Here is a 21,201-nt window from a genome sequence, read left to right as displayed (position 1 = left end):
CAGGTGTATCGTTTGGCCTGATCAGAATTCAACCTGCGTCACGTCACGAACGGCACCCTTATCGGCACTGGTTGCCAGTGCCGCATAGGCACGAAGGGCCGTTGTCACCTTGCGCTTGCGCGGTTTGGCAGGCTTCCAGGCAGCCGCACCTTTGGCTTCCATTGCTTCACGACGGGCGGCCATTTCGGCATCGTCAATTGCAATCTGAATGGTGCGATTGGGAATATCGATCTCGATGATGTCGCCCGGCTCAACCAGCGCAATATCACCACCAGCAGCAGCTTCAGGCGATACGTGACCAATCGACAGGCCCGAAGTACCGCCCGAAAAACGGCCATCCGTGATCAACGCACAGGCCTTGCCCAGGCCCATGGATTTCAGATAGCTGGTCGGATACAGCATTTCCTGCATGCCCGGGCCACCTTTGGGTCCTTCATAACGAATGACCACAACGTCGCCTTCCTTGACTTCACCGCCCAGAACCTTGGCAACGGCTTCGTCCTGGCTTTCGCAAATCACCGCCGGACCTGTGAATTTCAGGATTGAAGCATCAACACCGGCTGTTTTAACGATACAGCCATTGATCGCCATATTGCCAAACAGAACCGCAAGACCACCGTCCTGACTATAGGCATGTTCGACATCGCGAATGCAGCCTTCTTTTTCATCAAGATCAAGATCATCCCAGTACCGTTCCTGGCTAAACGCCGTCTGGGTCGGTACACCACCGGGCATCGCACGGTAGAATTTGTGCACCTTCTCATCCGTGGTCCGCTTGATGTCCCATTTTTCAAGGGCATCAGCCATGGTTTTTGTATGAACCGTGGCAACATCGGTATGCAGCAATCCACCACGATCGAGTTCACCCAGAATACGCATGATACCGCCCGCACGATGGACGTCTTCCATGTGATAAATCGGATGCGACGGGGCGACTTTGGACAGATGCGGGATCTGGCGTGACAGGCGGTCCATGTCGGACATGGTGAAGTCCAGCTCGGCTTCACGGGCAATTGCCAGAAGATGCAGAACCGTATTGGTCGAACCACCCATGGCGATATCAAGGGCCATGGCGTTTTCAAACGCCTTGAAGGTGGCAATACCGCGCGGGGTGGCGGTGATATCATCTTCTTCGTAGTAACGACGTGCCAGACGAACCGATGTGCGCGCAGCTTCCAGGAACAGTTCCTGACGTGCCGCATGCGTTGCCAGCACCGAACCATTGCCCGGCAATGCCAAACCAAGGGCTTCGGCAAGGCAGTTCATCGAGTTGGCAGTAAACATGCCCGAACACGACCCACAGGTCGGACAGGCCGAACGTTCAACAACGGCAACCTGCTCATCCGAGATTTTCGGGTCTGCGGCTTCGACCATGGCGTCAACCAGGTCAAGGTGGCGTTCCTTGCCTTCAATGGTCACCTTGCCAGCTTCCATCGGGCCACCGGAAACAAACACACACGGAATGTTAAGGCGCATTGCAGCCATCAGCATACCCGGGGTGATTTTGTCGCAGTTGGAAATGCAAACCATGGCATCGGCGCAATGGGCATTGACCATATATTCAACCGAATCCGCGATAATTTCGCGTGAAGGCAGGCTGTAAAGCATGCCGTCATGGCCCATCGCAATACCGTCATCAACCGCAATGGTGTTGAATTCTTTTGCAACACCGCCTGCGGCTTCAATTTCACGCGCAACCATCTGGCCAAGGTCCTTTAAATGGACGTGACCGGGTACAAACTGCGTGAAACTGTTGACCACCGCGATGATCGGCTTGTCAAAGTCCTCATCCTTCATGCCAGTGGCGCGCCAAAGGCCGCGCGCACCGGCCATATTGCGACCATGGGTGGTTGTACGGGACCGATATTCCGGCATGGGTCGAACCTCTCTTTATACGTAATATTTTTGAACTCGCGTTCTAGCACATACTTGGCGTGCATTTACAGTTTTTTGCCCGAAAATTACGACAAGCCTGCCATGCGCGTATTTTTATACCCACAACAGGCTCGAATGCCTGCTGCATGGGGATGACAACACGAAAAGTGTACTGATCTTAGGGGTCATGTTCACATTAAAACCCTATCCCAAAGACCCATTCGATCAATCGAATGAATAGGAGACGCACCGCGAGGTAAAGAATATTTTAATATTCGATTATCGCCGCCAGGCGATTCTCCCACTCCCATTCTCACCCCGGCCCCTTGTGTGGCTGGGGTTTTTTTTATCTTTTGGGGCAATATTGTCGGGCTTCGCTGCGTTCGGATCAGCCCAGCAGCAGCCCTGCGCCCCTTTCCGCCCTGACTTTTTCTTCATTCATTACTTTAATCTGGTCTGAAACCGGCTGGGCGCAATGTTGCATAAGGGCAACGCCCTGCATAGATTGCCGCCAACATATTGATCACACCCTGCTTTATCAGGCTTGTGCCATCAAGAAGATGGCAATGGCAGGCAAGGTGCGTCATTATGATCAAAGACCACAGATACAAGGCATTGCATGACAGCCGAGCTTTCAACTTTACTGCGGCGCGGACTGGCTGCCCACGAAGGAAACCGCCCGCAGGAAGCGGAAAAACTATATCGCCATGTTCTGGATATTGCCCCGAACCATTCCGAGGCAGAACACCTGCTTGCAACCCTTTTAACCAAGCAGGGGCAACATCGCGAAGCCCTGGAACTGTTTGAAAGCTGCATTGCCCGCATGGGGGCCAACCCCGCCGCACGCTGCAATTATGCCATTGCCCTTGAAGCCAGCGGCAATATTGACCGCGCGATTGACGAATTTCGCCTGGCGCTCAGCTATCATGGCGATTTTCCCACCGCCCTTTTTCATCTTGCCCGCCTTGAAAAGGCGCGCGGCAATTATGGGCAAACCATCGACCTTCTGGGTCGCATGCTCAATCTTCATAACGGCAATTTTGATGCCTTTCTGCTATTTGGCGAAGCCCTGAACGCACTTGGCCAGTATGAAGCCGCCCTGATGGCCTTTGAAAATGCTGCCGAGGCCGCCAAACTTGATGCCGATAAAATCAACCGCGTTGGCGCGGTTCTGTTGCGCCTTGGCCATATTGATGCCGCACAGAACCTGTTTTCGCGCGCGCTGAGCATCCATGCCGATCATGTCCCCTCGCTGATCAACCTGGCAATGTCGCTGATTGCAGCGGGGCGTTATCAGCATGCACATGACGTCCTTGAAACCGCACATAGCCACGCCCCCGACCTGCCCGATATCGAAGCCCTGTTTGCCGATATCCTGATCCGCAGCGGGGATACCGTAAATGGCGTTGCACGGCTTGCCGCACTGGTCGAGAAAAACCCAGCCCGGTCAGACTTTCATGCAAGGCTTCTGTCAGCATTGCTGTACCTGCCGCAATTTGATGGCCCGGAATATTTAAAACAGGCCCGGCAATGGGCGCGCTCGCACCTGCCACCATTGGTTGAGCCACCGCGCTATGCCAATAACAAAATGCCCGACCGCCGCCTGCGCATCGGCTGGATATCGCCCGATTTTCGCGATCATCCGTTGCATGCGCGTCTTATGGGCATGGCACGCCACCATAACCGCAATGAAATTGAATTGTTCATCTATTCGGCCGTCACCCGGCACGATGATATTACCCGCCAATGGCAAATCGTTGCCGATAGCTGGCGTGACATTGCCGGTCAGGATGCCGAGCGCATCGCCGCACGCATTCGCAAAGACCGGATCGACATACTGGTTGATCTTTCGGGCTTCACCCGTGATCACCCGATAGAGGTTTTCGCCCATCGTGCCGCCCCGGTGCAGGCGACATTCCACCATGCCTCAACCGGGATCGCACATATTGACTATATTTTTGGCCATGCCGATATGGTGGCCCCCGGCGCGCCGGAAAACCGCATTTGCAGCGAAATGCTCCATCGCCTGCCCCATGCCGGTTTTGCCTATACCCCGCCCGAAAACAGCCCGGCGACGGGGCCGTTGCCAGCCCTTTTAAACGGTTATCTGACATTCGGCTTTACCGGTACCCTGCCCCGCATAAGCGATGCGGTGTTAAATTGCTGGGCGCGTATCATGAACAAGGCCGCCAACAGCAAAATGATCATTCAGGCCGACGGGCTGCATGATGAATTTATCCGCCAGAATTTTCTCGACCGCGCCCGCCAGGCGGGCCTGCATGCCGATCGCATCACCTGCCAGGGGATCGACCCGGATAAAATCCGCAACACCGCAATTTTTGATCAAATCGATGTCGGACTGGATGCCTTTCCGGCCAATAACATCATGGCAGGCTGTGACATGCTGTGGCACGGCGTCCCGTTCGTCACGCTGGCCGGTACAATGCCAGCTGCGCGGTGCGGTTTGGGTATTCTCGCCGATGTTGGCCTGGATGCGCTGGCTGCCGAAACCCATAATGGCTATGTTGAAAAGGCCGTTTTGCTGGGCCGCGATCTTGATGCGCTTTCCATGATCCGCCGCACCCTTCGTGACCGCGTCTTAAAAGCCAGCATGATGGATCATCGCCTGATTGCCGGAGATTTTGAACAGGCCTATCGCGAAATCTGGCGGCGCTGGTGCGCGCAATAGGGCTGTTGCGCGCAACCCCATCCCTTAAGCAAAGCCAGATTTGGCCTTATCGGGCGATAACCCCCATTTCAAACAGGCGATCAATGGCATCGGCCAGGTCATTGGCGATAAAATCAGCGGTTTGTGCGCCCGGCAACTGGCTTTCTTTTGCACCATGGCCGGTTTTCACCAAAACGGCCTTCATCCCCGCAGCACGGCCAGCCCCAATATCGGCAAGCTTGTCACCGATCAGAACACTCTCGCCACGATCAATGGCAAAATCCTCGCACGCGGCCAAAATCATGCCCGGGCCAGGTTTGCGACAAATGCTTTCCTTGCGGTATTCGCCCTGCCCATCAGGATGAAACGGCGAATAATAAATGCCCTGCACACTGGCACCTTCCGCTGCCAGAAGGTCCGTCATACGCTGGTGCAACACCAGCAGGCCATCCTCACCCAGAAAACCGCGCGCCACACCAGACTGGTTGGTCACCACAACAACCGGGACGCTGGCGGCATTAATGCGTGCAATCGCCGCCCCAACACCGGGGATCAGCGCCATATCTTCGGGCTTTGACAGATAATGCACTTCCTGATTGATCACACCATCCCGGTCAAGGAATACCGCAGGCAAAGGGTTGCGCTGGTCGCGCCATTTTGGCGCAGGATCGATCAGGTGACGACGCACAAAGGAATAATCTGTCATGGGCCTGTTAACTATTTGATATCCGCAATTTAAAGCAATCTTTGCAACACCGGGATCATAGCATATCGAGCCTGTGATCGCTGCCTAAAACCAGACAAAGGAGTTAAGAGGCAAAGGATTTTAAACCTGATACCCGCTGTTGTTATAACTGGTATTACCATTATTAACTTGTCGGCAGGCTGGTGAACATGGCAAGTACCTATGCTGGCGCTTTTGTCAGGGGGATCATGGATGTTTGCCAATATTTTTGCCGTGCTGGCACCGGTTTTTATCACAACCGGGCTGGGCTACTTCTGGTCGCGGGCCGGCAAACATTTTGACACATCGCTTGTGACCTCGCTGGTCACGTTTTTTGGCACCCCCTGCCTGACCTTTGCCGCCCTTGCCACCGTTAAAATTGGCGGCAGCGCCCTGATATCCATGGGCACCGCAGCAGTGGTATCGACCATTTCATTTGTCGTCATTGGCTGGGTTGTTCTAAAGGCATTGCGCCTGTCGCCGCGCACCTATCTGCAATCGCTTAGCTGGCCCAATATTGGCAATGTCGGCTTGCCGCTGTGTTTGCTGGCCTATGGGGATGATGGCCTGGCCCTGGCCGTTGCGTTTTTCGCCGCCATGATCGTTTTGCAATTTACCTTTGGTGTTGCCTTTGTCGCCGGGACATTTTCCATACGCTCGCTGATCAAAATGCCCATCATCCCGGCAACCGTTCTCGCTATTTTCTTTCTGGCAACCGAAACGCCGGTTCCGGCATGGCTTTACAATACCACCAACCTGATCGGTCAGCTCACCATCCCGTTAATGCTGTTTACATTGGGGGTTTCGCTAGCGCGGCTAAAGCCGGTCAGCCTGGTGCGCAGCATCGGCCTGTCATTTGTGCGGCTGATCATGGGCGTTGGTGTGGGCATTGCCCTATCGGAAATTATGGGTTTAGAGGGTATCGCGCGCGGCGTTGTGATTTTGCAATGTTCAATGCCGGTAGCGGTATTCTGCTATCTGTTTGCCCAGCTTTACGATAACGAACCCGAAGAAGTCGCCGGTGTAGTTATTTCATCCACATTCCTGGCCGCAATCAGCCTGCCCGCCCTTTTGTGGTACGTGCTGTAATCGGTAAATCTTGCCTCGCCCTATTCCGATACGGTCAGGCGATAATGCCCGGTATGGTCATCGCTGGAATAAAAGCCGATCGCGCAATCATAACTGCCCCGTTTTAAATCCGGGTCCTGGTTGGTTGCGGCAAGTTCCAACACTGCATCGCGGCATTGTTGAACATTATCAAGCCCCTCGCCCGCAAAGCGAAAGGCGGTTTTATCGTTCCGATCCGGGAAATAAACCGCCGTTACCTTTTCCCAGGGGGCTGGGCCATCAGGCCAGACCTGATTGGCAAGCCATTCCTGTGGTGCCCCAAGGGTGGACCACGCCGCAACAGCAATAATTGCAACCGCCAGCAGGCGGCGCGCCATGCGGCCACGCAATCGATCTATCATTTACCATCCCATCCCAGATCCTGAAAATCGGTGCCGCGAAATTCGGCATCACAATCCAGGTAATATTCATCAAGCTGCGGGGGTTTTTGTACTGTTCCCGACAGCATCGCATGCACCTGCCCGCGATGGTGGGTCTGATGCACAAATAAATGCGATAAAACCGCGCCCGCCGTTTCGGTTGCCGTTTTTCCCTGCCCGCGCGCCAGCGTCACCGGCCTGTTTGCGGCTTCAATTGTCAGGGTCTTGCAAAAATCCAGTAATTTCTGGTCGCTGCGTTTTTGTGCATTGGCCAGCTCGGCGATGTCGGCAAAGGGGTTGGCAGTAGCAAAGCAGTCCCGCCCGCGGCCTTCATCCAAAAGCGCGTCGATATAAAACCAGTCCACAATCACAATGTGATTAAGGGTTTGCAGGATGCCTGGAAAAAACGATGTTCGCTTGGCGGTCAGCTCGGCCGCACCCAGCTTCTGGCAGCAATTCAGCAACCGGAAATTCGACCAGGCATTGTTACGCGCCTGATCATAAAACGATGTGCCAGGCAGGGCAGATGGCTCTGACATGTATAAAACCCTTTAAAAACGGGCTTATTCGCCCGTTACCGGATGCGCATGATTAAGCGGGCCATTGCCTTTGCCAAAATCGGGCGCGGTGCGAATGGCTTCTCGAACATAGGCACGCGCACGCGCCACCGCATCCCCCTGTCCCAATCCCTGGGCAATGCCTGTTGCAATGGCGCTGGCAAGGGTGCAGCCCGTACCATGATTATTGGTGGAAGGAATACGGGTATCTTCAAACCCGGAAATGCCATGTTCGCGATCCCACAGGATATCAACAATCCTGTCGCCTTCCGAATGGCCGCCTTTAACCAGCACAGCATTTGCGCCCATCGCACCAATTTTTTCGGCAGCGGCGATCATGTCTTCTTCGCTGTTAATCTTGATGCCCGACAGCACTTCTGCTTCGGGGATGTTGGGCGTTAAAACCGTCGCCCGCGGCACCAGAAGCTTGATCAGGCTTTCAACGGCATCTTCTTCCAGCAGGCGTGACCCGCTTTGCGAAATCATCACCGGGTCAATCACCACCGGCACGCCTGCGGCCTTGCCATCAAGAATTTCGGCCACCGCACGAATAACCGGAACGGAATGAAGCATGCCGGTTTTAATGCAATCCACACCGATATCATCAATCATCAGTTCGGCCTGCTGCGTGATGAAAGCCGGGTCGATGCCAAGAACACCAAAAACACCCTGCGTGTTTTGTGCCGTCAGGGCGGTAATGGCCGTTGCCGCATACCCGCCCAAAACCGTCACAGTCTTGATATCTGCCTGGATACCCGCCCCGCCAGAGCTGTCAGATCCGGCAATAATCAACACGCGTCCCTTCATCGGGAGCCTCCTGCTATCTTCACTTGAATATCAAATTTGGCAAAAACCGGTATTTGCTGCGGGTCGCAAACCCGTCAGGCACCCGTCACAGCATTGATCCGGGCAATAATGCCATCTACCACCTGTTCGACATGGGCGGCATCATCGCCTTCCGCCATCACACGGATCAGCGGTTCGGTACCCGATTTGCGAATTAGCACACGGCCATCACCATTAAAGGATTTTTCGGCAGCCGAAATCGCCTCGATCACGCGGCTGTCATTCAGGGGGTCGGTCCCCGCCGCATAACGCACATTTTTCAAAATTTGCGGCAGCGGATCAAACACATGGGTCATTTGCGAAACCGGCCCGTCATGGCCCGCCAAAACGGCCAAAACCTGCAAGGATGCCAAAAGGCCATCCCCGGTCGAGGCAAAATCAGACAGCACAATATGCCCCGATTGTTCACCCCCAACATTGCAGCCCAGTGCCCGCATCTGTTCCACCACATAACGATCGCCAACCTTGGTGCGGATCAGGCGTAACCCCTGCTTTTCAAGGTAACGTTCAAGCCCCAGATTGGACATAACCGTTGCAACAAGCGCATTGCCGCGCAACTGGCCGGTTTTGTGCCAGTGCGTGGTGACAAGGCCCATCAACTGGTCACCGTCGATCAACTGGCCTTTTTCATCACACATCTGGACGCGGTCCGCATCACCATCCAGGGCAATGCCCACATCGGCACGGCGTTCAATCACCATGTCGCACATCGGCTTGGTGTGGGTCGAACCACATTCATCATTGATGTTAAAGCCATTCGGCTTGGTGCCAATTTCAATGACTTCCGCACCCAGTTCGCGCAAAACCATCGGTGCAACGCTGTAGGCTGCACCATTGGCGCAATCAAGCACGATTCGCAAACCTTCCAGCGACACATCACCAGGCAGCGATGATTTAACCGCTTCGATATAGCGCCCCGGCGCATCTTCAATGCGCTTTGCCCGGCCCAGAAGCTTGGCTGGCACCAGCATCGACGACAGATCGCTATCCATCAGGGTTTCAATCTCGCTTTCCACCGCATCGGAAAGCTTGAACCCGTCAGGGCCAAACAGCTTGATACCGTTATCTTCATAGGGGTTATGGGATGCCGAAATCATCACACCGATATCAGCGCGCATTGATTTGGTCAGCATCGCGACAGCCGGTGTCGGCATTGGCCCGACCAGAATGACATCCATCCCCATCGAGGTAAAACCCGCTACCAGTGCCGGTTCAAGCATATAACCCGACAGGCGCGTATCCTTGCCGATCACGACGCGATGGCGATGATTGCCGCGGGTAAAATAACGCCCGGTCGCCATGCCCACCTTAAGGGCGACTTCGGCGGTCATCGGTGCGTTATTGGCAGTTCCACGGATCCCGTCGGTCCCGAAATATTTGCGGCTCATCTGCTGGGTTCTTTCTTTATGCTCAAAATCGTCGCGATCAATTTACCGGTTATAACAAAGTCGTATCATATTGCCACCGGCTTATACCTATACCTGCCTTCAACCAAACAGTTAATACGCGCCGCATTCTGCCCGAAAACCATGGAAATCCGCTTAACAAAGCAATGGCATCACGCGGCATTTACCGTTAACACATGAAGGGAAAGGTTTTGGGGGAACCGGCGGATTGATACCATCATCAAAAATGACCTGGGGGAAATTTCCCGGCAGCACGCGGCACGCTGAATTAAAAATGGCGTCAAACCGCACTGCCCGGCTTTGCCCGGCATCGGCCATTGCAGCAATGCGGCAGGCATTTTTTGTTGTGGCATCGATATGGGCGATTTTGTTTGTCATTGCTGGCACCACCGCCCACGCACATGGCGCGCATGTGCGCATTACCCAGCCATCCAACAATTCATTTTTTGACCTGCCGCTTGACGAATATACCTTTCGCTTGGCCGACCCGGACCACAAGCTGACATTTCGCGATATCGCAACGCGCCCGCTTGATGATTTTGAACCGATCATGAATACGGCGGGGCCTGGATATACCCACGATTCCATCTGGTATCGCACCGATATTGAAATTGAAGAACCCGCCAGCAAAGACCCGGTCACCGACCAAAGCATGCGGTTGTTTCTGGAAATTTCCCCGCCCTATCTGGACCGGATCAATATCGCGATATTCGATGTCGATGGTGGCAAATTCATCTGGCGGGACGAGCTGGGCGACAATGTCGATTTCAAGCCCGACAATATCAAAAACCGCAACCACACCACCCGCCTGCCCCATCTGGCACCGGGGCATTACCGCATTCTGTTTCGGGTGGAAACCACCAGTAGCAGCAGTTTTTCCAGCCGCCTGCGCAATGATTCAACCCTGATGACAATGGGCGGACGATCGCTGATCATTTCCAGCATGATCGTCGCATCGCTATTTGTTATTGGCGGTGTCTATCTGATCGGCGGCCTGCTGATCCGCGATGTGTCGCTGTTCTGGTATGGGGCCTATGTGCTGTCCTTTGCCATGTTGGGCATCGGTCTTTCCGGTTTGGGGTTATTGCTGTTGCAACCCATCTGGACCCCGATAAACGATCTGATAACAGGCACTGGTTCGGCCTTTTCGGTCGCAACCAGTGTTATGTTGTGGGTCACCATCATTGATCTGAAACAGATCAGCCGGCGCATCTACCAGGGATACTGTTTTTACTGCGTTATCGCCGCCAGCATGGCGTTAACCGCGTGTACGCCCTACTACGCCGATTTCGGCCGTTACTTCCTGACATTCCATTTACTGGTTCTGGTCAGCATGTTTTGCTGGTTGGTCTATCGCTTCTGGCAAAATCCGCGCGGCATCTATCTGTTCTATCTGCTCACACTGGGCATTCCCAGCATTGCGGCAACCATCTATGTCGCCTCGCTGGTTGGCATTGCCCCAAACAGCAGGCTGACCCAAACGATTTACCCGCTATCAACGATGTTCCATCTGGTGATGATGGGCATCGCCATGGCCTATCGCACCCGCTATCTGGAAAAGGCACGTGCAGCTGCCCAGGGACGGCGCCACCGCACCCGCCAGCTTGCCGAAGAACAGCGCGAATTCATTACCATGCTGGGCCACGAATTTCGCACGCCACTGGCAATCATCCAGCGTTCGGCAGAACTGATTTCGCTGCATCTGGGCGAAGCCGGTGAAGGCATTGGCGACCGGATGGCGCGTATCCGCAACCATGCCGGTCAGTTATCCGGCCTTGTTGATGTATTCCTGACCAAGGACACCCTTGATCGCGGTGCCTTCAACCTTAATCGCCAACAGATCAACCTGCTTGAATTTCTGTCAAACATCGTTGATTCGATTGATCAGGAAGGCAACCAGACGGACATTTCCCTGCATGGCGATGCCGATACCGCCATTAATGCCGATACCACGCTTCTGAAGCTCGCCATCGTCAATGTCATTGAAAATGCGCGTAAATATGCCCCGTCATCGCCGGTTTCGGTTGATTGCAACCATCGTGGCGACGGTTTTGCCTATATCCGCGTTGTCGACCACGGACCAGGCATGAACGAAGAAGACCTGGCCCAGGTTTCGATGGCATTTTATCGCGGCAAAACATCGGATGGCACACGCGGCGTGGGCCTTGGCCTTCACATCGCCAATCGCATCCTCGAGGCGCATAACGGCTCCATTACCATGTCGGTGGGGGAAAAAGGCGGCACTACGGTTGTTTTCAAACTGCCAATTGACCGTGACGCCACAATCCACAATATCCGCCATCGCAATACACATCGCATCATGTCAACGCGCGTCGCACGCCGGGCGGGGGCCGAATAACCATGTCCCAATCCCTGACTATGATGCGATCACGCCTGACAAAGCTGTTTGTTGCAAAACCGCATGCCGCGGCCATCGCCCTTATTGCCGCATTCTGGGTTATGGCGGTTTTTTGCCCCCCAGCACAGGCCGATCTGGCGCCACCGGCTTATCTTTCCCAACCGGAAGATGGCGACATCCTGTTTAACGGCCATATTGCCAGCTACCGCGACCCGACACAGAACAGGTCTCTGCAAGATATTCGCGCCCTGCCCGAAAGCGCCTTTACCCCGCACGAGGGCATACCGGCCTTTGGCTATACCACCGATGCCATCTGGTATCGGATTGACCTTATTGCTGAAAACGCCATCAAGGGCAGCCGCCACATTGATATCGGTCCGATTTATCTTAATGAAATCAACCTGTATCTGATGCGCAAGGGGTCAACGTCGCCGTTATGGACCACCCTTCTGGGCGATCATGTGCCTTCGAGCCAGCGGCCGGTGCTGGCCCCGGGACATATTGCCGCCTTCCCCGCCCTGGAGGCCGGGCAATATACCCTTTACATCCGCACGCAATCCAACAGCACACAGTTCCTGCAGGCATCCCTGCTGTCCAATGATGTCATGATCAGCCGTTGGTCAACCGGGCTTGCTGGCAGGGGATTGTTTATTGGTGTGATCCTGATGATGTCGGTCATTTATATGGTGATCGGGTCATTCATTCGCGATAATGCCGTAACACTTTATGGCACCTGCCTGTTTGCCTTTGGCATTTTGTCATCCAGCGTCGATGGCCTGTTTTTAACCGTGGTCGCCCCGGAATGGCCCTATGCCAATGACCTGTTTATCGGTGCGGGAACAGCCATCAATATTGCGGCAGCCAGCCTGCTTTGGGTCAGCATCCTCGATATCGGGTCGGAATGCCGGTTCTGTAAGCGCATATTTTACAGCTATTCGGCCATCATTATGCTGGGGTCGGTCACGGCAACGTCGCCGCTTTACACAATTTTCGCCAGCTTCTGCCAGTTCTCGCACGCTGGCGTCATGATGATTTACATCAGCTTCCTGATCCGTCGCATCATTCGTAATCCACGTTACGCCGTACACTGGATTTACCTGACCGTTATGACGGTGCCGACAACGGCCCTGATGATCTATTATCTGGCGATCAACAATATCCTGCCAATCAATAGCTTCACCGTGGCAGCCTACCCCATCGCCCTGGCCGCACATCTGGTTTTGATGAGCGTGCTGATGGCGCTTCGCATTACCGCCATTGACCGCGACCGCTTGCGGGCATCCAACATCGCCGAAAGCACGGAAAAAATCGTTCAGGAACAGCGCAAGCTGGTTTCAATGCTGTCACACGAATTTCGCACCCCGCTTGCCGTGATCCAGCGGGCAGCCGAAATGGTAACCCTGCGCCTGCATAAGGAAGCCGCAGCAAGCGGCAACCTTGATGTCCCCCGCCCGGTAACAGACCGCCTGAAACGCATTCAGGACCAGTCTGGTAAACTGGCAAGGCTGGTGGATGTATTTTTGGGCAAGGATAACCTTAATGCGCCGCAATTTGCGCTGGCGCGCAAACTTGTCCCTGCCAAATCCTTCCTGCAGGAATTTGTCGCCCTGGCCCAGCGCGATAATGCCAAGGTGCATCTGACCTATGCCGGTACGGCCAACAGCGTTTTATATGCCGATGAAACCCTGCTGGGCCTGGCCCTGACCAACGTGATTGAAAATGCCCGCCGCCATCAACCCGGTGAAGCCATTTCGCTGGTGGCACATGAAGAACATAACATCACCCTGATTATCGACATTTCCCACCCCGGCCTGAACGAGGCCGAAAGTGACAATGTCGAAAGCCTGCGCAAATCGCTGTTTGCCTATCAAAATGCGGCTGATCCCGATGCTGGCCCCAACCGGTTTTATGAAAAGAAAATCGATCTGGAAAAGCTGGCACCGCGCAACGATATGGGCCTTGGCCTGCATATTACCCAGCGCATCATCACCGCCCATGGCGGAAAAACCGATATCGTCACGGGCAAGGATAAAAACTTCAATATCCGCATCACCCTGCCACTGGAAGCGCCGCTTTAAACGCAAAAATGCCGCCGAACGTTTAACGCATCGGCGTAACGGCATCATTCAGGAATGCAACAGATTGATCAGGCGTTGGTGCGCACTTTCGTTGCACTTGCGGTGGTTGCACTGGTGCTACCGCCATCAGCCTCCGCCTCATCCCCAACAATAACGGCGGGCGATGTAAAGGCATAACCACGGCCATACGCCGTGCGCACCGGCAATTCCGCCCCGGTATCCTTGGAAATTTTCTGGCGTACACGACGAATGGCCGTATCAAGGTTACGGCAATTTTCAGCCGTGTCTGCCTTGCCCAGCGCCATAACAATATCCGGGCGGGTCAACCAGCCGCCATTGGCCTCGATCAGCACGCTGATAATCGTGCGTTCCCCGGCTGTCAGCACGGCGGCACTGCCTTCCGGGGTGGTCAGGGTCCAGTTAAGGCGATCCAGCGTCCAGCAATCACCAGGAAGGTCCTGTGTGCTATCTGCAACGTCGTCCGTTGCCGGGGTTGCCACACGGCGCAACAGCGGCCGCAGGGCTGCCTCGATCACGGAAAGCGGGCTGTCCTTGGTCAGATACACATCCGCACCGGCCTGATAACCGGTCAGGTGCTGGTCCATCCCCGAAAGCGATGTCAGCATCATGATCCCGCAATCAAGTTTGTTGCGGGTAAAACGGGCCAGATCAAACCCGTCGGCATCTGGCAGCATGACATCGAAAATCACGGCAGTCGGCGTCAGTTCCTCAAGCGCGCGATGAAATTCCTGGCCGCTTTCACATCCGACAACATCAAAGCCGCAGATCTCCAGATATTCACAGAGATCACGGTTGAGGTCCTCATTGTCTTCGACCACAAAAATGCACGCAGCCATCTATTTCTGCTCCGACCTGCCTGACAGCACAGCAACACTTTACAATACCACACCATAAACGTGTCAATGTGCGTTCGGGCACGAATTTTAATCTTTCCGGGCATGGCACCGCCTTGCTGCACTGCAGGTACAATGCGGCACACAAGCACACTGCTTTTCCGGTGATAGAGATATGAAGACAAAGACCTGCCATGGCAAGCAGGAAGCCCCCACTGTCAGAAAATGACAGATTTGCGATCAATCCAAATAAAAAGGGCGGCAATGAGAATAAATATCATTACCGCCCTGTGAAATTGAAACCGGCTTTACTGCCCAAATGCTTCAGACAGCCCCAATGGCCGAGGCAACACTCAGGGCCTGCACTGTTTCTTCGACGTCATGAACACGCAAAATCTGCGCGCCCTGCCGCCAGCCATTCAGGGCCGCCGTAAGCGAACCGCCCAAACGCTGTTTCGGGGTAGCGGCCGGGTCGATCTTGCCAATAAAGGATTTGCGCGACGCCCCCAGCAAAACCGGGCAGCCCAACCCATGAAACAGCGCCAGCCGTGACAGCAGTTCAAGGTTATGTGACAGCGACTTGCCAAACCCGATACCCGGGTCAACGCAAATGCGATCCCGGCTGATACCCGCCTGTTCGCAGCTTTCAATGCGATCAAGCAGATAGTCATAAACATCAAGCAGCACACAATCATATTGCGGATTGTCCTGCATGGTGCCGGGTTCCCCCTGCATATGCATCAGGATCACCGGCGCATCATCGGACTGGCTGACAAATTCAAGGGATTCCTCATCCCCCGCCAGCGCGGTAACATCATTGATGATATGCGCACCGGCCTGCATCGCCGCCTTCATCACCGCACCATGGCGCGTATCAACCGATACGCAATGTCCATCCGCCGACAAGGCCTGGATCACAGGAACAACACGGGCGATTTCTTCATCGATTGAAACAGGTGCAGCACCCGGACGGGTTGATTCCCCGCCAATATCGAGGATCGATGCACCGTGGGCAGCAAGGGCACGGCCATGGGCAATGGCCTGTTCGACACTGTTATGATCCCCCCCATCCGAAAAACTGTCCGGGGTGACATTCACAATCCCCATCACATGGGTGCTTTCCATGTCCTGGTTGGCAAATGCGCGGCGGTTGCCCGTCAGGCGGTCCAGCACGGCATTGATTTCATCCACCCGGCCCGAATTCTGAACCCAGCCTTCAAGGGCCAGCAGCGGCAAAATCATGCTTTGCGCGCCACCACCTTCGTTACGGCGGATAATTTCCAGGGCCGAAAACCCCCGGCGGCCACCAGCCAGCGGCAGGGTTTGCGGGTCGTCCGCCCGGTCGATAAAACCGGTCGGTGCGTAATAAAGCGGTCCATCAAAATCAGCAAAGCCCCGCACATCGGCGGGGCTTCGCAGGACCGATCCTTCGATCTTGTCCATAGGTCAGCAATCTCTCTTTTAGCTGCCCGGCTGCGGTTCGGGTGACAGGTCACCACCGCCTTCACCAGGGGTTTCCTTGCGCGTACCCGATGCCGGGACGGCAGAACGACGGCCAGAAGTCCCGTTATCGGCACCCGTCCCGCCGGTATGGCCCGGACGGTTGATTTCTTCACCCCGCAACAGGGCTTCGATTTCTTTACCGCTCAGGGTTTCATATTCCAGCAGGGCTTTGGCAAGGATATGCAGATCGTCAATATGTTCGGTCAGAACACGACGAGCAAATTCCAGTGCCTCATCCGAGAAACGGCGAACTTCTTCGTCAATCAACTGTGCGGTTTTTTCCGACACGTTCTTATGCTGGGCAACCGAATGCCCCAGGAATACTTCTTCCTGGTTATCAACATATTTGACGTTACCAAGCTTTTCCGAGAAGCCCCATTCCGTCACCATCTTGCGCGCATATTGCGTCACCATGTTGATGTCGGACGATGCCCCGGTGGTCACCTTGTCCTTGCCGAAAATAATTTCTTCGGCAACACGGCCCCCCATGGCAACAGCCAGATCGGAAATAAGCTGTTCGTAGGATTTTGAAACCTGGTCACGTTCCGGCAGGCGCATCACCATACCCAGCGCACGACCGCGCGGAATGATGGTTGCCTTGTGGATGGGGTCAGATGCCGGGGTATGCAGTGCCACCAGCGCATGACCACCTTCGTGATAGGCTGTCAGTTTCTTTTCGTCATCGGTCATGATCATGGAGCGGCGCTCTGCCCCCATCATGACCTTGTCCTTGGCGTTTTCGAAATCCGACATGGTAACAACACGTTTGCCAAGGCGCGCTGCAGCCAGGGCTGCTTCGTTCACCAGGTTGGCAAGGTCAGCACCGGAGAAGCCCGGCGTACCACGTGCAACCGTGCGCAGATCAACATCCGGACCCAGCGGGATCTTGCGGGCATGCACGCCAAGAATATGCGCGCGGCCTTCAAGGTCGGGGTTCGGCACAACAACCTGGCGGTCAAAACGGCCCGGACGCAGCAATGCAGGGTCCAGAACGTCAGGACGGTTGGTTGCCGCAACAAGGATCACGCCTTCATTGGCTTCAAAACCATCCATCTCGACCAGAAGCTGGTTAAGCGTCTGTTCGCGTTCATCGTTACCACCGCCAAGACCGGCACCACGATGGCGGCCAACAGCATCGATTTCGTCGATGAAAATGATGCAGGGTGCGTTCTTTTTGCCCTGTTCAAACATGTCGCGAACACGCGAGGCACCAACACCAACAAACATTTCCACAAAGTCGGAACCCGAAATGGTGAAAAACGGCACATTGGCTTCGCCTGCAATCGCACGCGCCAGCAGCGTCTTACCCGTACCCGGAGGACCGACAAGCAGCATACCTTTGGGGATTTTACCACCAAGACGCTGGAACTTCTGCGGATCACGCAGGAAGTCGACAACTTCTTCAAGTTCGCTTTTGGCTTCTTCGATGCCAGCAACGTCTTCAAAGGTCACACGGCCGGATTTTTCGGTCAAAAGCTTTGCCTTCGACTTGCCAAAACCCATGGCCTTGCCGCCGCCGCCCTGCATCTGGCGCATGAAGAAAATCCAGACACCAATGATCAGAAGCATCGGGAACCAGCTGATCAGCGCGCTCATAAGCGGCGACAGCGATTCTTCAGGCTTCGCAACAATGCGTACGCCCTTTTCATTCAGCTTCTGAACCAGGTCAGGGTAATTCGGGGTATAGACATTGACGGAGCGGCCGTCGCGCGTCTGCGCCGTAAGATTTTTGCCCTGAATGGTCACTTCAGAAATCTGTCCGGAATCAACATCCGACAGAAAGTCCGAAAATGCCAGCTGTGACTGGCCCGACCGTCCGGATGGCGACTGGAACAGGTTAAACAAAGCCACCAAAAGAATGGCTATGATGACCCACAGTGCGAGATTTTTTCCCATATTCTTTCCAAGCTACTGGTCGCGAACAATTTCCGCCACTACGCGGCAGGCACCCCGCGACATGACCTGACCCATCAGATAATAACAGGCAGGTCTGGCGCAAGTACGAAGTCACGGATTTGCGACGAATTTAAAACCACCTTCCCACAAAGGGGCCGATGGCATAAACCGCCACGTCACTCTGATTGCCCGAAACAGCTCCAGATGATCTGTCGGGCAACCGGCGGCGGATAATACGTCGGAAAGCTCATGAATCTCAAGGCCAGCGACAGATAAAGGCTGATCTTGCCATTGCAAAAGCGGCAAAGCCGCCAGGGCCTGCCGGGGCCGGTTTGCCCAAAACGGCACGGTTTGCGCCATCATGTTGCGAAAAACCCGCTTGTGAAACGGGTCACACAGGCCAAGCGGGATGATGGATAATTCCCCCGCCTGCCCCGCCAAGCCCCCGTTTTCAGGGGCTTCAAGGCAAAGTTCGAACCGTTCATCCCATCGCCGGGCTGAACCAATATTTACCGGGCAGGCTTCCTGCGCCATCCGGCCAAATTCGCGATAGACCAGAATGTAATTTTCGCGCCGGTGCAAAACACAACCGCCCAGACTGTGGCGGTTAACCCGTTTTTCGCGCAATAACTGCAATGCATGCAAAACCGAGTCCCGCGCAGGTGGATATTTCGCCCCGCCAACAACACGCAAAACATGCCCGACACCATACGCCGCCGCAGCACCGGATAAGTCTTCGCCCCCGATCAATGCAGCCTGCGGATGGGCTGATGCAAACACCCCATCAATGCGCGCCACACCATCAGGATCAAGCGACACATGACAGGCCAGAAAACGCCCGATCGCACGTTCCATGTCAATGCGCGCCGCCGCCAGTGTGCCAGCGTCGGCCAAAAAACGTTCCCTTTGGCGGCTTGCAGCATCCTGCAATTTTTGGCGGGTACGCACGCGTTCAAAGGTGGGGTTGGTGTTCGATGGGTCATTGATCCAGGCCTGCCCGGCTTCCCCTGTCGTGCCCGCCTGCGCCATCAAGGTCGCTTCGATGTCATACCGTGACGTGGTCAATAAGGGCCGCAACAACCGGCAATGCGCCAAAATGCGCCGGGCTGACATCCCCGCCTGCCCAATCACGCCGCTATCATGATTTTGGCGCATGGTAATGGTTTCGGCCTGGTCATTGAAATGATGCGCGACCAGCAGGTGTAAAATGCCGCGCTTGTGCGCCAGTTCATCCATCAGGCGATAACGTGCCGCCCGTGCCATCTCCTGCACCGCCGCACCGGGTTTTGGCCCATCCCAGCGCAGAACGACATGTTCAATCCCGTATTTCACCAGTTGGCCGGTTACCCAGCGGGCTTCATCGGCGGCATCGGCGCGCAAGCCATGGTCAACGGTTACGGCCAGTAATTCCCCACCGGCATCATCGCACCAGCGTTTTGCCAAAATGGCCAGCGCCATGCTATCGGCCCCGCCCGAAACCGCGACCAGCAAACGCGGCCGCGCCTCAAACGGGGCAAATGGTGCCATCAGGGCGGAAAAAGAAGCGGCGTCCAGAGGAACCCCGCTGGACGCCGTGCTGCCATTGTGGCGACTGGTCATGTTCTTACCAATCACCCTATTTACAATTGCGATTTTTCTTTTCCTGACGCGCCCGGTCCAGAATAACCGTTGATGATCCCTGGAAATTCGACAGCAGGTGATCATAAGTCAGGCAGGCATCATCGGTTTTACCCAGATTTGCCAGCGACATACCCAGTTTCAGCAGGTTATCCGCTGCTTTCGGGCTGTCAGGATAGTTCTGGAAACCTTCGGTAAAGGCCAGCGATGCCTGGTCATAATTGCCACGCACATAAAATGTTTCGCCCAGCCAATATTGTGCATTCCCGGCCAGTGCATCGTCCGGATGCGCCTTTACGAAGGCGCGCAACGCGGCTTCGGCTTCGGGGAATTTTTGCTGGCGCAACAACCCGAATGCATAACGATACTGATCCTGCGGGGCACCGGCAGGCAATACGCCATCCCCACCCGATGCAGCGGCCGCACCAGCAGCGGCACCCGCTGCCGCACCGGCGGCATTATTGCCACCACCCTGCGGGCCAGCGGGTACATTGGGGGCTTCGCCTTCATTGCGGATCACACCAAACAGGCGCGTGCCGTTTTTATCAAGCTGCTGCCCGGCTGATGCACCACCAAGGTTACCCTGCGCACCTGCATTTCCGGCATTCCCGCCAGAAGACCCGGTTGCAGCAGCACCGGCTGCCGCGCCCGCACCTGCGGCTCCGGCTGCGGCACCACCATTGGCACTATCGTTTCCCATTGGCGCCATACCGCCGGACATACCACCCGACTGGCCGCCATTTTTACCTTCAAGCTGGCTAAGACGGAAATCAACATCCGAAATCAGGCGGTCAAGCCGGTCCGACATCTGACGGACTTTGTAGCCCTGTTCTTCAATCTGGCCCGTCAACTGGGTGATCTGGGCCTGTAAATTATCGATCTGGACCTGCTGGCGGGCGGCTGCCGGGGCATTGCCATCCGCTGCGGCACCCGCGCCAGACGCGGCACCATCGGCGGGCGGGCCTTCGCGATAAACATAACGCTGCAGCAAATCAAGGTCTTTGCGAAGCTGTTCAACCTGGCGGGTTACCGAGGCATCCTGCGCCATGGCAGGGGCCGTTGCCCCAAAAGCAAGAAAGCCCAAAATCACCAGGCTGCCCATCCGGGTCAGAAGCGATGTGCGTTTTTGGTGCGAAACGGGCAACACGGCAGATGCCGCATTCCGAGAGAGCATGGAAACGCCACGGATCATGACGGGTTCTGGTCGGATCATTTCCCGGTCCTTTTTGATCAACTTCAATAACATGCAACAGATTTCAAACAAAAATCGTTGCGCTGTCAAACGGCAAAAATAAGGCGCCTGCCCCGAAACCGGGACAGGCGCCTAAATT

General features: G+C 55.3%; 15 protein-coding genes. 4 read left to right on the top strand and 11 right to left on the bottom strand.

Annotated elements, in window-relative coordinates; translation table 11 throughout:
• Positions 1-21 precede the first annotated feature (21 nt).
• Positions 22-1,875 carry a dihydroxy-acid dehydratase gene (gene ilvD / locus CSC3H3_RS07030; RefSeq protein ID WP_101284394.1) on the bottom strand — a complete coding sequence of 618 codons (1,854 nt, stop codon included), beginning with the start codon at positions 1,873-1,875 and terminating at the stop codon, positions 22-24.
• 619 nt (positions 1,876-2,494) lie between these two features.
• Here ilvD and CSC3H3_RS07025 point away from each other — a divergent pair.
• A complete protein-coding gene (locus CSC3H3_RS07025; protein ID WP_101284393.1) occupies positions 2,495-4,564 on the top strand; it encodes an O-linked N-acetylglucosamine transferase family protein in 2,070 nt (689 codons plus the stop codon).
• Between the two features lie 46 nt (positions 4,565-4,610).
• Here CSC3H3_RS07025 and CSC3H3_RS07020 read toward each other — a convergent pair whose 3' ends face one another.
• Entirely contained in the window at positions 4,611-5,249 is a 639-nt protein-coding gene (locus tag CSC3H3_RS07020; RefSeq protein WP_101267946.1) for a D-glycero-alpha-D-manno-heptose-1,7-bisphosphate 7-phosphatase, read from the bottom strand.
• Between the two features lie 231 nt (positions 5,250-5,480).
• Between CSC3H3_RS07020 and CSC3H3_RS07015 the strand changes: the two genes are divergently transcribed.
• Positions 5,481-6,356: an AEC family transporter gene (locus tag CSC3H3_RS07015; RefSeq protein ID WP_101267948.1), complete on the top strand. Its 876-nt coding sequence runs from the start codon at positions 5,481-5,483 to the stop codon at positions 6,354-6,356.
• Between the two features lie 20 nt (positions 6,357-6,376).
• Here the strand turns inward: CSC3H3_RS07015 and CSC3H3_RS07010 are convergent, their stop codons facing one another.
• The 4 genes from CSC3H3_RS07010 to glmM all read right to left on the bottom strand — a co-directional run bounded on the left by CSC3H3_RS07010 (position 6,377) and on the right by glmM (position 9,545).
• On the bottom strand, positions 6,377-6,736 hold the full coding sequence (locus tag CSC3H3_RS07010; protein ID WP_157831856.1) for a hypothetical protein: 360 nt from the start codon (positions 6,734-6,736) through the stop codon (positions 6,377-6,379).
• Entirely contained in the window at positions 6,733-7,293 is a 561-nt protein-coding gene (locus CSC3H3_RS07005) for a DinB family protein (RefSeq protein ID WP_101284391.1), read from the bottom strand. The genes CSC3H3_RS07010 and CSC3H3_RS07005 overlap by 4 nt, the downstream gene beginning before the upstream one ends.
• A gap of 24 nt (positions 7,294-7,317) precedes the next feature.
• Complete coding sequence (gene thiD, locus CSC3H3_RS07000) at positions 7,318-8,118, bottom strand: bifunctional hydroxymethylpyrimidine kinase/phosphomethylpyrimidine kinase (RefSeq protein WP_101284390.1); 801 nt, start codon at positions 8,116-8,118, stop codon at positions 7,318-7,320.
• Positions 8,119-8,192: 74 nt separating this feature from the next.
• Positions 8,193-9,545 (bottom strand): phosphoglucosamine mutase, encoded by a 1,353-nt coding sequence (gene glmM / locus CSC3H3_RS06995; protein ID WP_101284389.1) that lies wholly within the window; start codon positions 9,543-9,545, stop codon positions 8,193-8,195.
• A gap of 292 nt (positions 9,546-9,837) precedes the next feature.
• On the opposite strand from glmM, the gene CSC3H3_RS06990 reads away from it, so the two are divergent.
• Together CSC3H3_RS06990 and CSC3H3_RS06985 are read left to right on the top strand one after the other, a co-directional pair.
• Positions 9,838-11,922, top strand: a complete 2,085-nt coding sequence (locus CSC3H3_RS06990; RefSeq protein WP_172963402.1) for a sensor histidine kinase — start codon at positions 9,838-9,840, stop codon at positions 11,920-11,922.
• Between the two features lie 2 nt (positions 11,923-11,924).
• Complete coding sequence (locus CSC3H3_RS06985) at positions 11,925-14,000, top strand: sensor histidine kinase (RefSeq protein ID WP_101284387.1); 2,076 nt, start codon at positions 11,925-11,927, stop codon at positions 13,998-14,000.
• Between the two features lie 68 nt (positions 14,001-14,068).
• On the opposite strand, the gene CSC3H3_RS06980 is transcribed toward CSC3H3_RS06985, so the two are convergent.
• From CSC3H3_RS06980 to ybgF, 5 genes are all read right to left on the bottom strand, one after another.
• On the bottom strand, positions 14,069-14,857 hold the full coding sequence (locus CSC3H3_RS06980) for a response regulator transcription factor (RefSeq protein ID WP_101267960.1): 789 nt from the start codon (positions 14,855-14,857) through the stop codon (positions 14,069-14,071).
• Positions 14,858-15,178: 321 nt separating this feature from the next.
• The gene (gene folP, locus CSC3H3_RS06975; protein ID WP_101284386.1) at positions 15,179-16,297 is read right to left on the bottom strand and encodes a dihydropteroate synthase; all 1,119 of its coding nucleotides are present in this window, start codon (positions 16,295-16,297) and stop codon (positions 15,179-15,181) included.
• Between the two features lie 18 nt (positions 16,298-16,315).
• Complete coding sequence (gene ftsH / locus CSC3H3_RS06970) at positions 16,316-18,253, bottom strand: ATP-dependent zinc metalloprotease FtsH (RefSeq protein WP_101267963.1); 1,938 nt, start codon at positions 18,251-18,253, stop codon at positions 16,316-16,318.
• Positions 18,254-18,364: 111 nt separating this feature from the next.
• Positions 18,365-19,852 carry a tRNA lysidine(34) synthetase TilS gene (gene tilS, locus CSC3H3_RS06965; protein WP_157831855.1) on the bottom strand — a complete coding sequence of 496 codons (1,488 nt, stop codon included), beginning with the start codon at positions 19,850-19,852 and terminating at the stop codon, positions 18,365-18,367.
• Between the two features lie 16 nt (positions 19,853-19,868).
• Positions 19,869-21,083 (bottom strand): tol-pal system protein YbgF, encoded by a 1,215-nt coding sequence (ybgF, locus tag CSC3H3_RS06960; RefSeq protein ID WP_245881317.1) that lies wholly within the window; start codon positions 21,081-21,083, stop codon positions 19,869-19,871.
• Between the last annotated feature and the right edge of the window lie 118 nt (positions 21,084-21,201).

Source organism: Thalassospira marina (genome assembly GCF_002844375.1).
GTDB classification, from domain to species: Bacteria; Pseudomonadota; Alphaproteobacteria; order Rhodospirillales; family Thalassospiraceae; genus Thalassospira; species Thalassospira marina.
Note: the sequence above shows the minus strand (reverse complement) of the source record. Positions and strands in the feature narration are given on the sequence as shown.

Coding starts and splice junctions, on each gene's coding strand:
- ilvD (WP_101284394.1), bottom strand. CDS start 1,875: ATGCCGGAATATCGGTCCCGTACAACCACCCATGGTCGCAATATGGCC.
- CSC3H3_RS07025 (WP_101284393.1), top strand. CDS start 2,495: ATGACAGCCGAGCTTTCAACTTTACTGCGGCGCGGACTGGCTGCCCAC.
- CSC3H3_RS07020 (WP_101267946.1), bottom strand. CDS start 5,249: ATGACAGATTATTCCTTTGTGCGTCGTCACCTGATCGATCCTGCGCCA.
- CSC3H3_RS07015 (WP_101267948.1), top strand. CDS start 5,481: ATGTTTGCCAATATTTTTGCCGTGCTGGCACCGGTTTTTATCACAACC.
- CSC3H3_RS07010 (WP_157831856.1), bottom strand. CDS start 6,736: ATGATAGATCGATTGCGTGGCCGCATGGCGCGCCGCCTGCTGGCGGTT.
- CSC3H3_RS07005 (WP_101284391.1), bottom strand. CDS start 7,293: ATGTCAGAGCCATCTGCCCTGCCTGGCACATCGTTTTATGATCAGGCG.
- thiD (WP_101284390.1), bottom strand. CDS start 8,118: ATGAAGGGACGCGTGTTGATTATTGCCGGATCTGACAGCTCTGGCGGG.
- glmM (WP_101284389.1), bottom strand. CDS start 9,545: ATGAGCCGCAAATATTTCGGGACCGACGGGATCCGTGGAACTGCCAAT.
- CSC3H3_RS06990 (WP_172963402.1), top strand. CDS start 9,838: ATGGCGTCAAACCGCACTGCCCGGCTTTGCCCGGCATCGGCCATTGCA.
- CSC3H3_RS06985 (WP_101284387.1), top strand. CDS start 11,925: ATGTCCCAATCCCTGACTATGATGCGATCACGCCTGACAAAGCTGTTT.
- CSC3H3_RS06980 (WP_101267960.1), bottom strand. CDS start 14,857: ATGGCTGCGTGCATTTTTGTGGTCGAAGACAATGAGGACCTCAACCGT.
- folP (WP_101284386.1), bottom strand. CDS start 16,297: ATGGACAAGATCGAAGGATCGGTCCTGCGAAGCCCCGCCGATGTGCGG.
- ftsH (WP_101267963.1), bottom strand. CDS start 18,253: ATGGGAAAAAATCTCGCACTGTGGGTCATCATAGCCATTCTTTTGGTG.
- tilS (WP_157831855.1), bottom strand. CDS start 19,852: ATGACCAGTCGCCACAATGGCAGCACGGCGTCCAGCGGGGTTCCTCTG.
- ybgF (WP_245881317.1), bottom strand. CDS start 21,083: ATGATCCGACCAGAACCCGTCATGATCCGTGGCGTTTCCATGCTCTCT.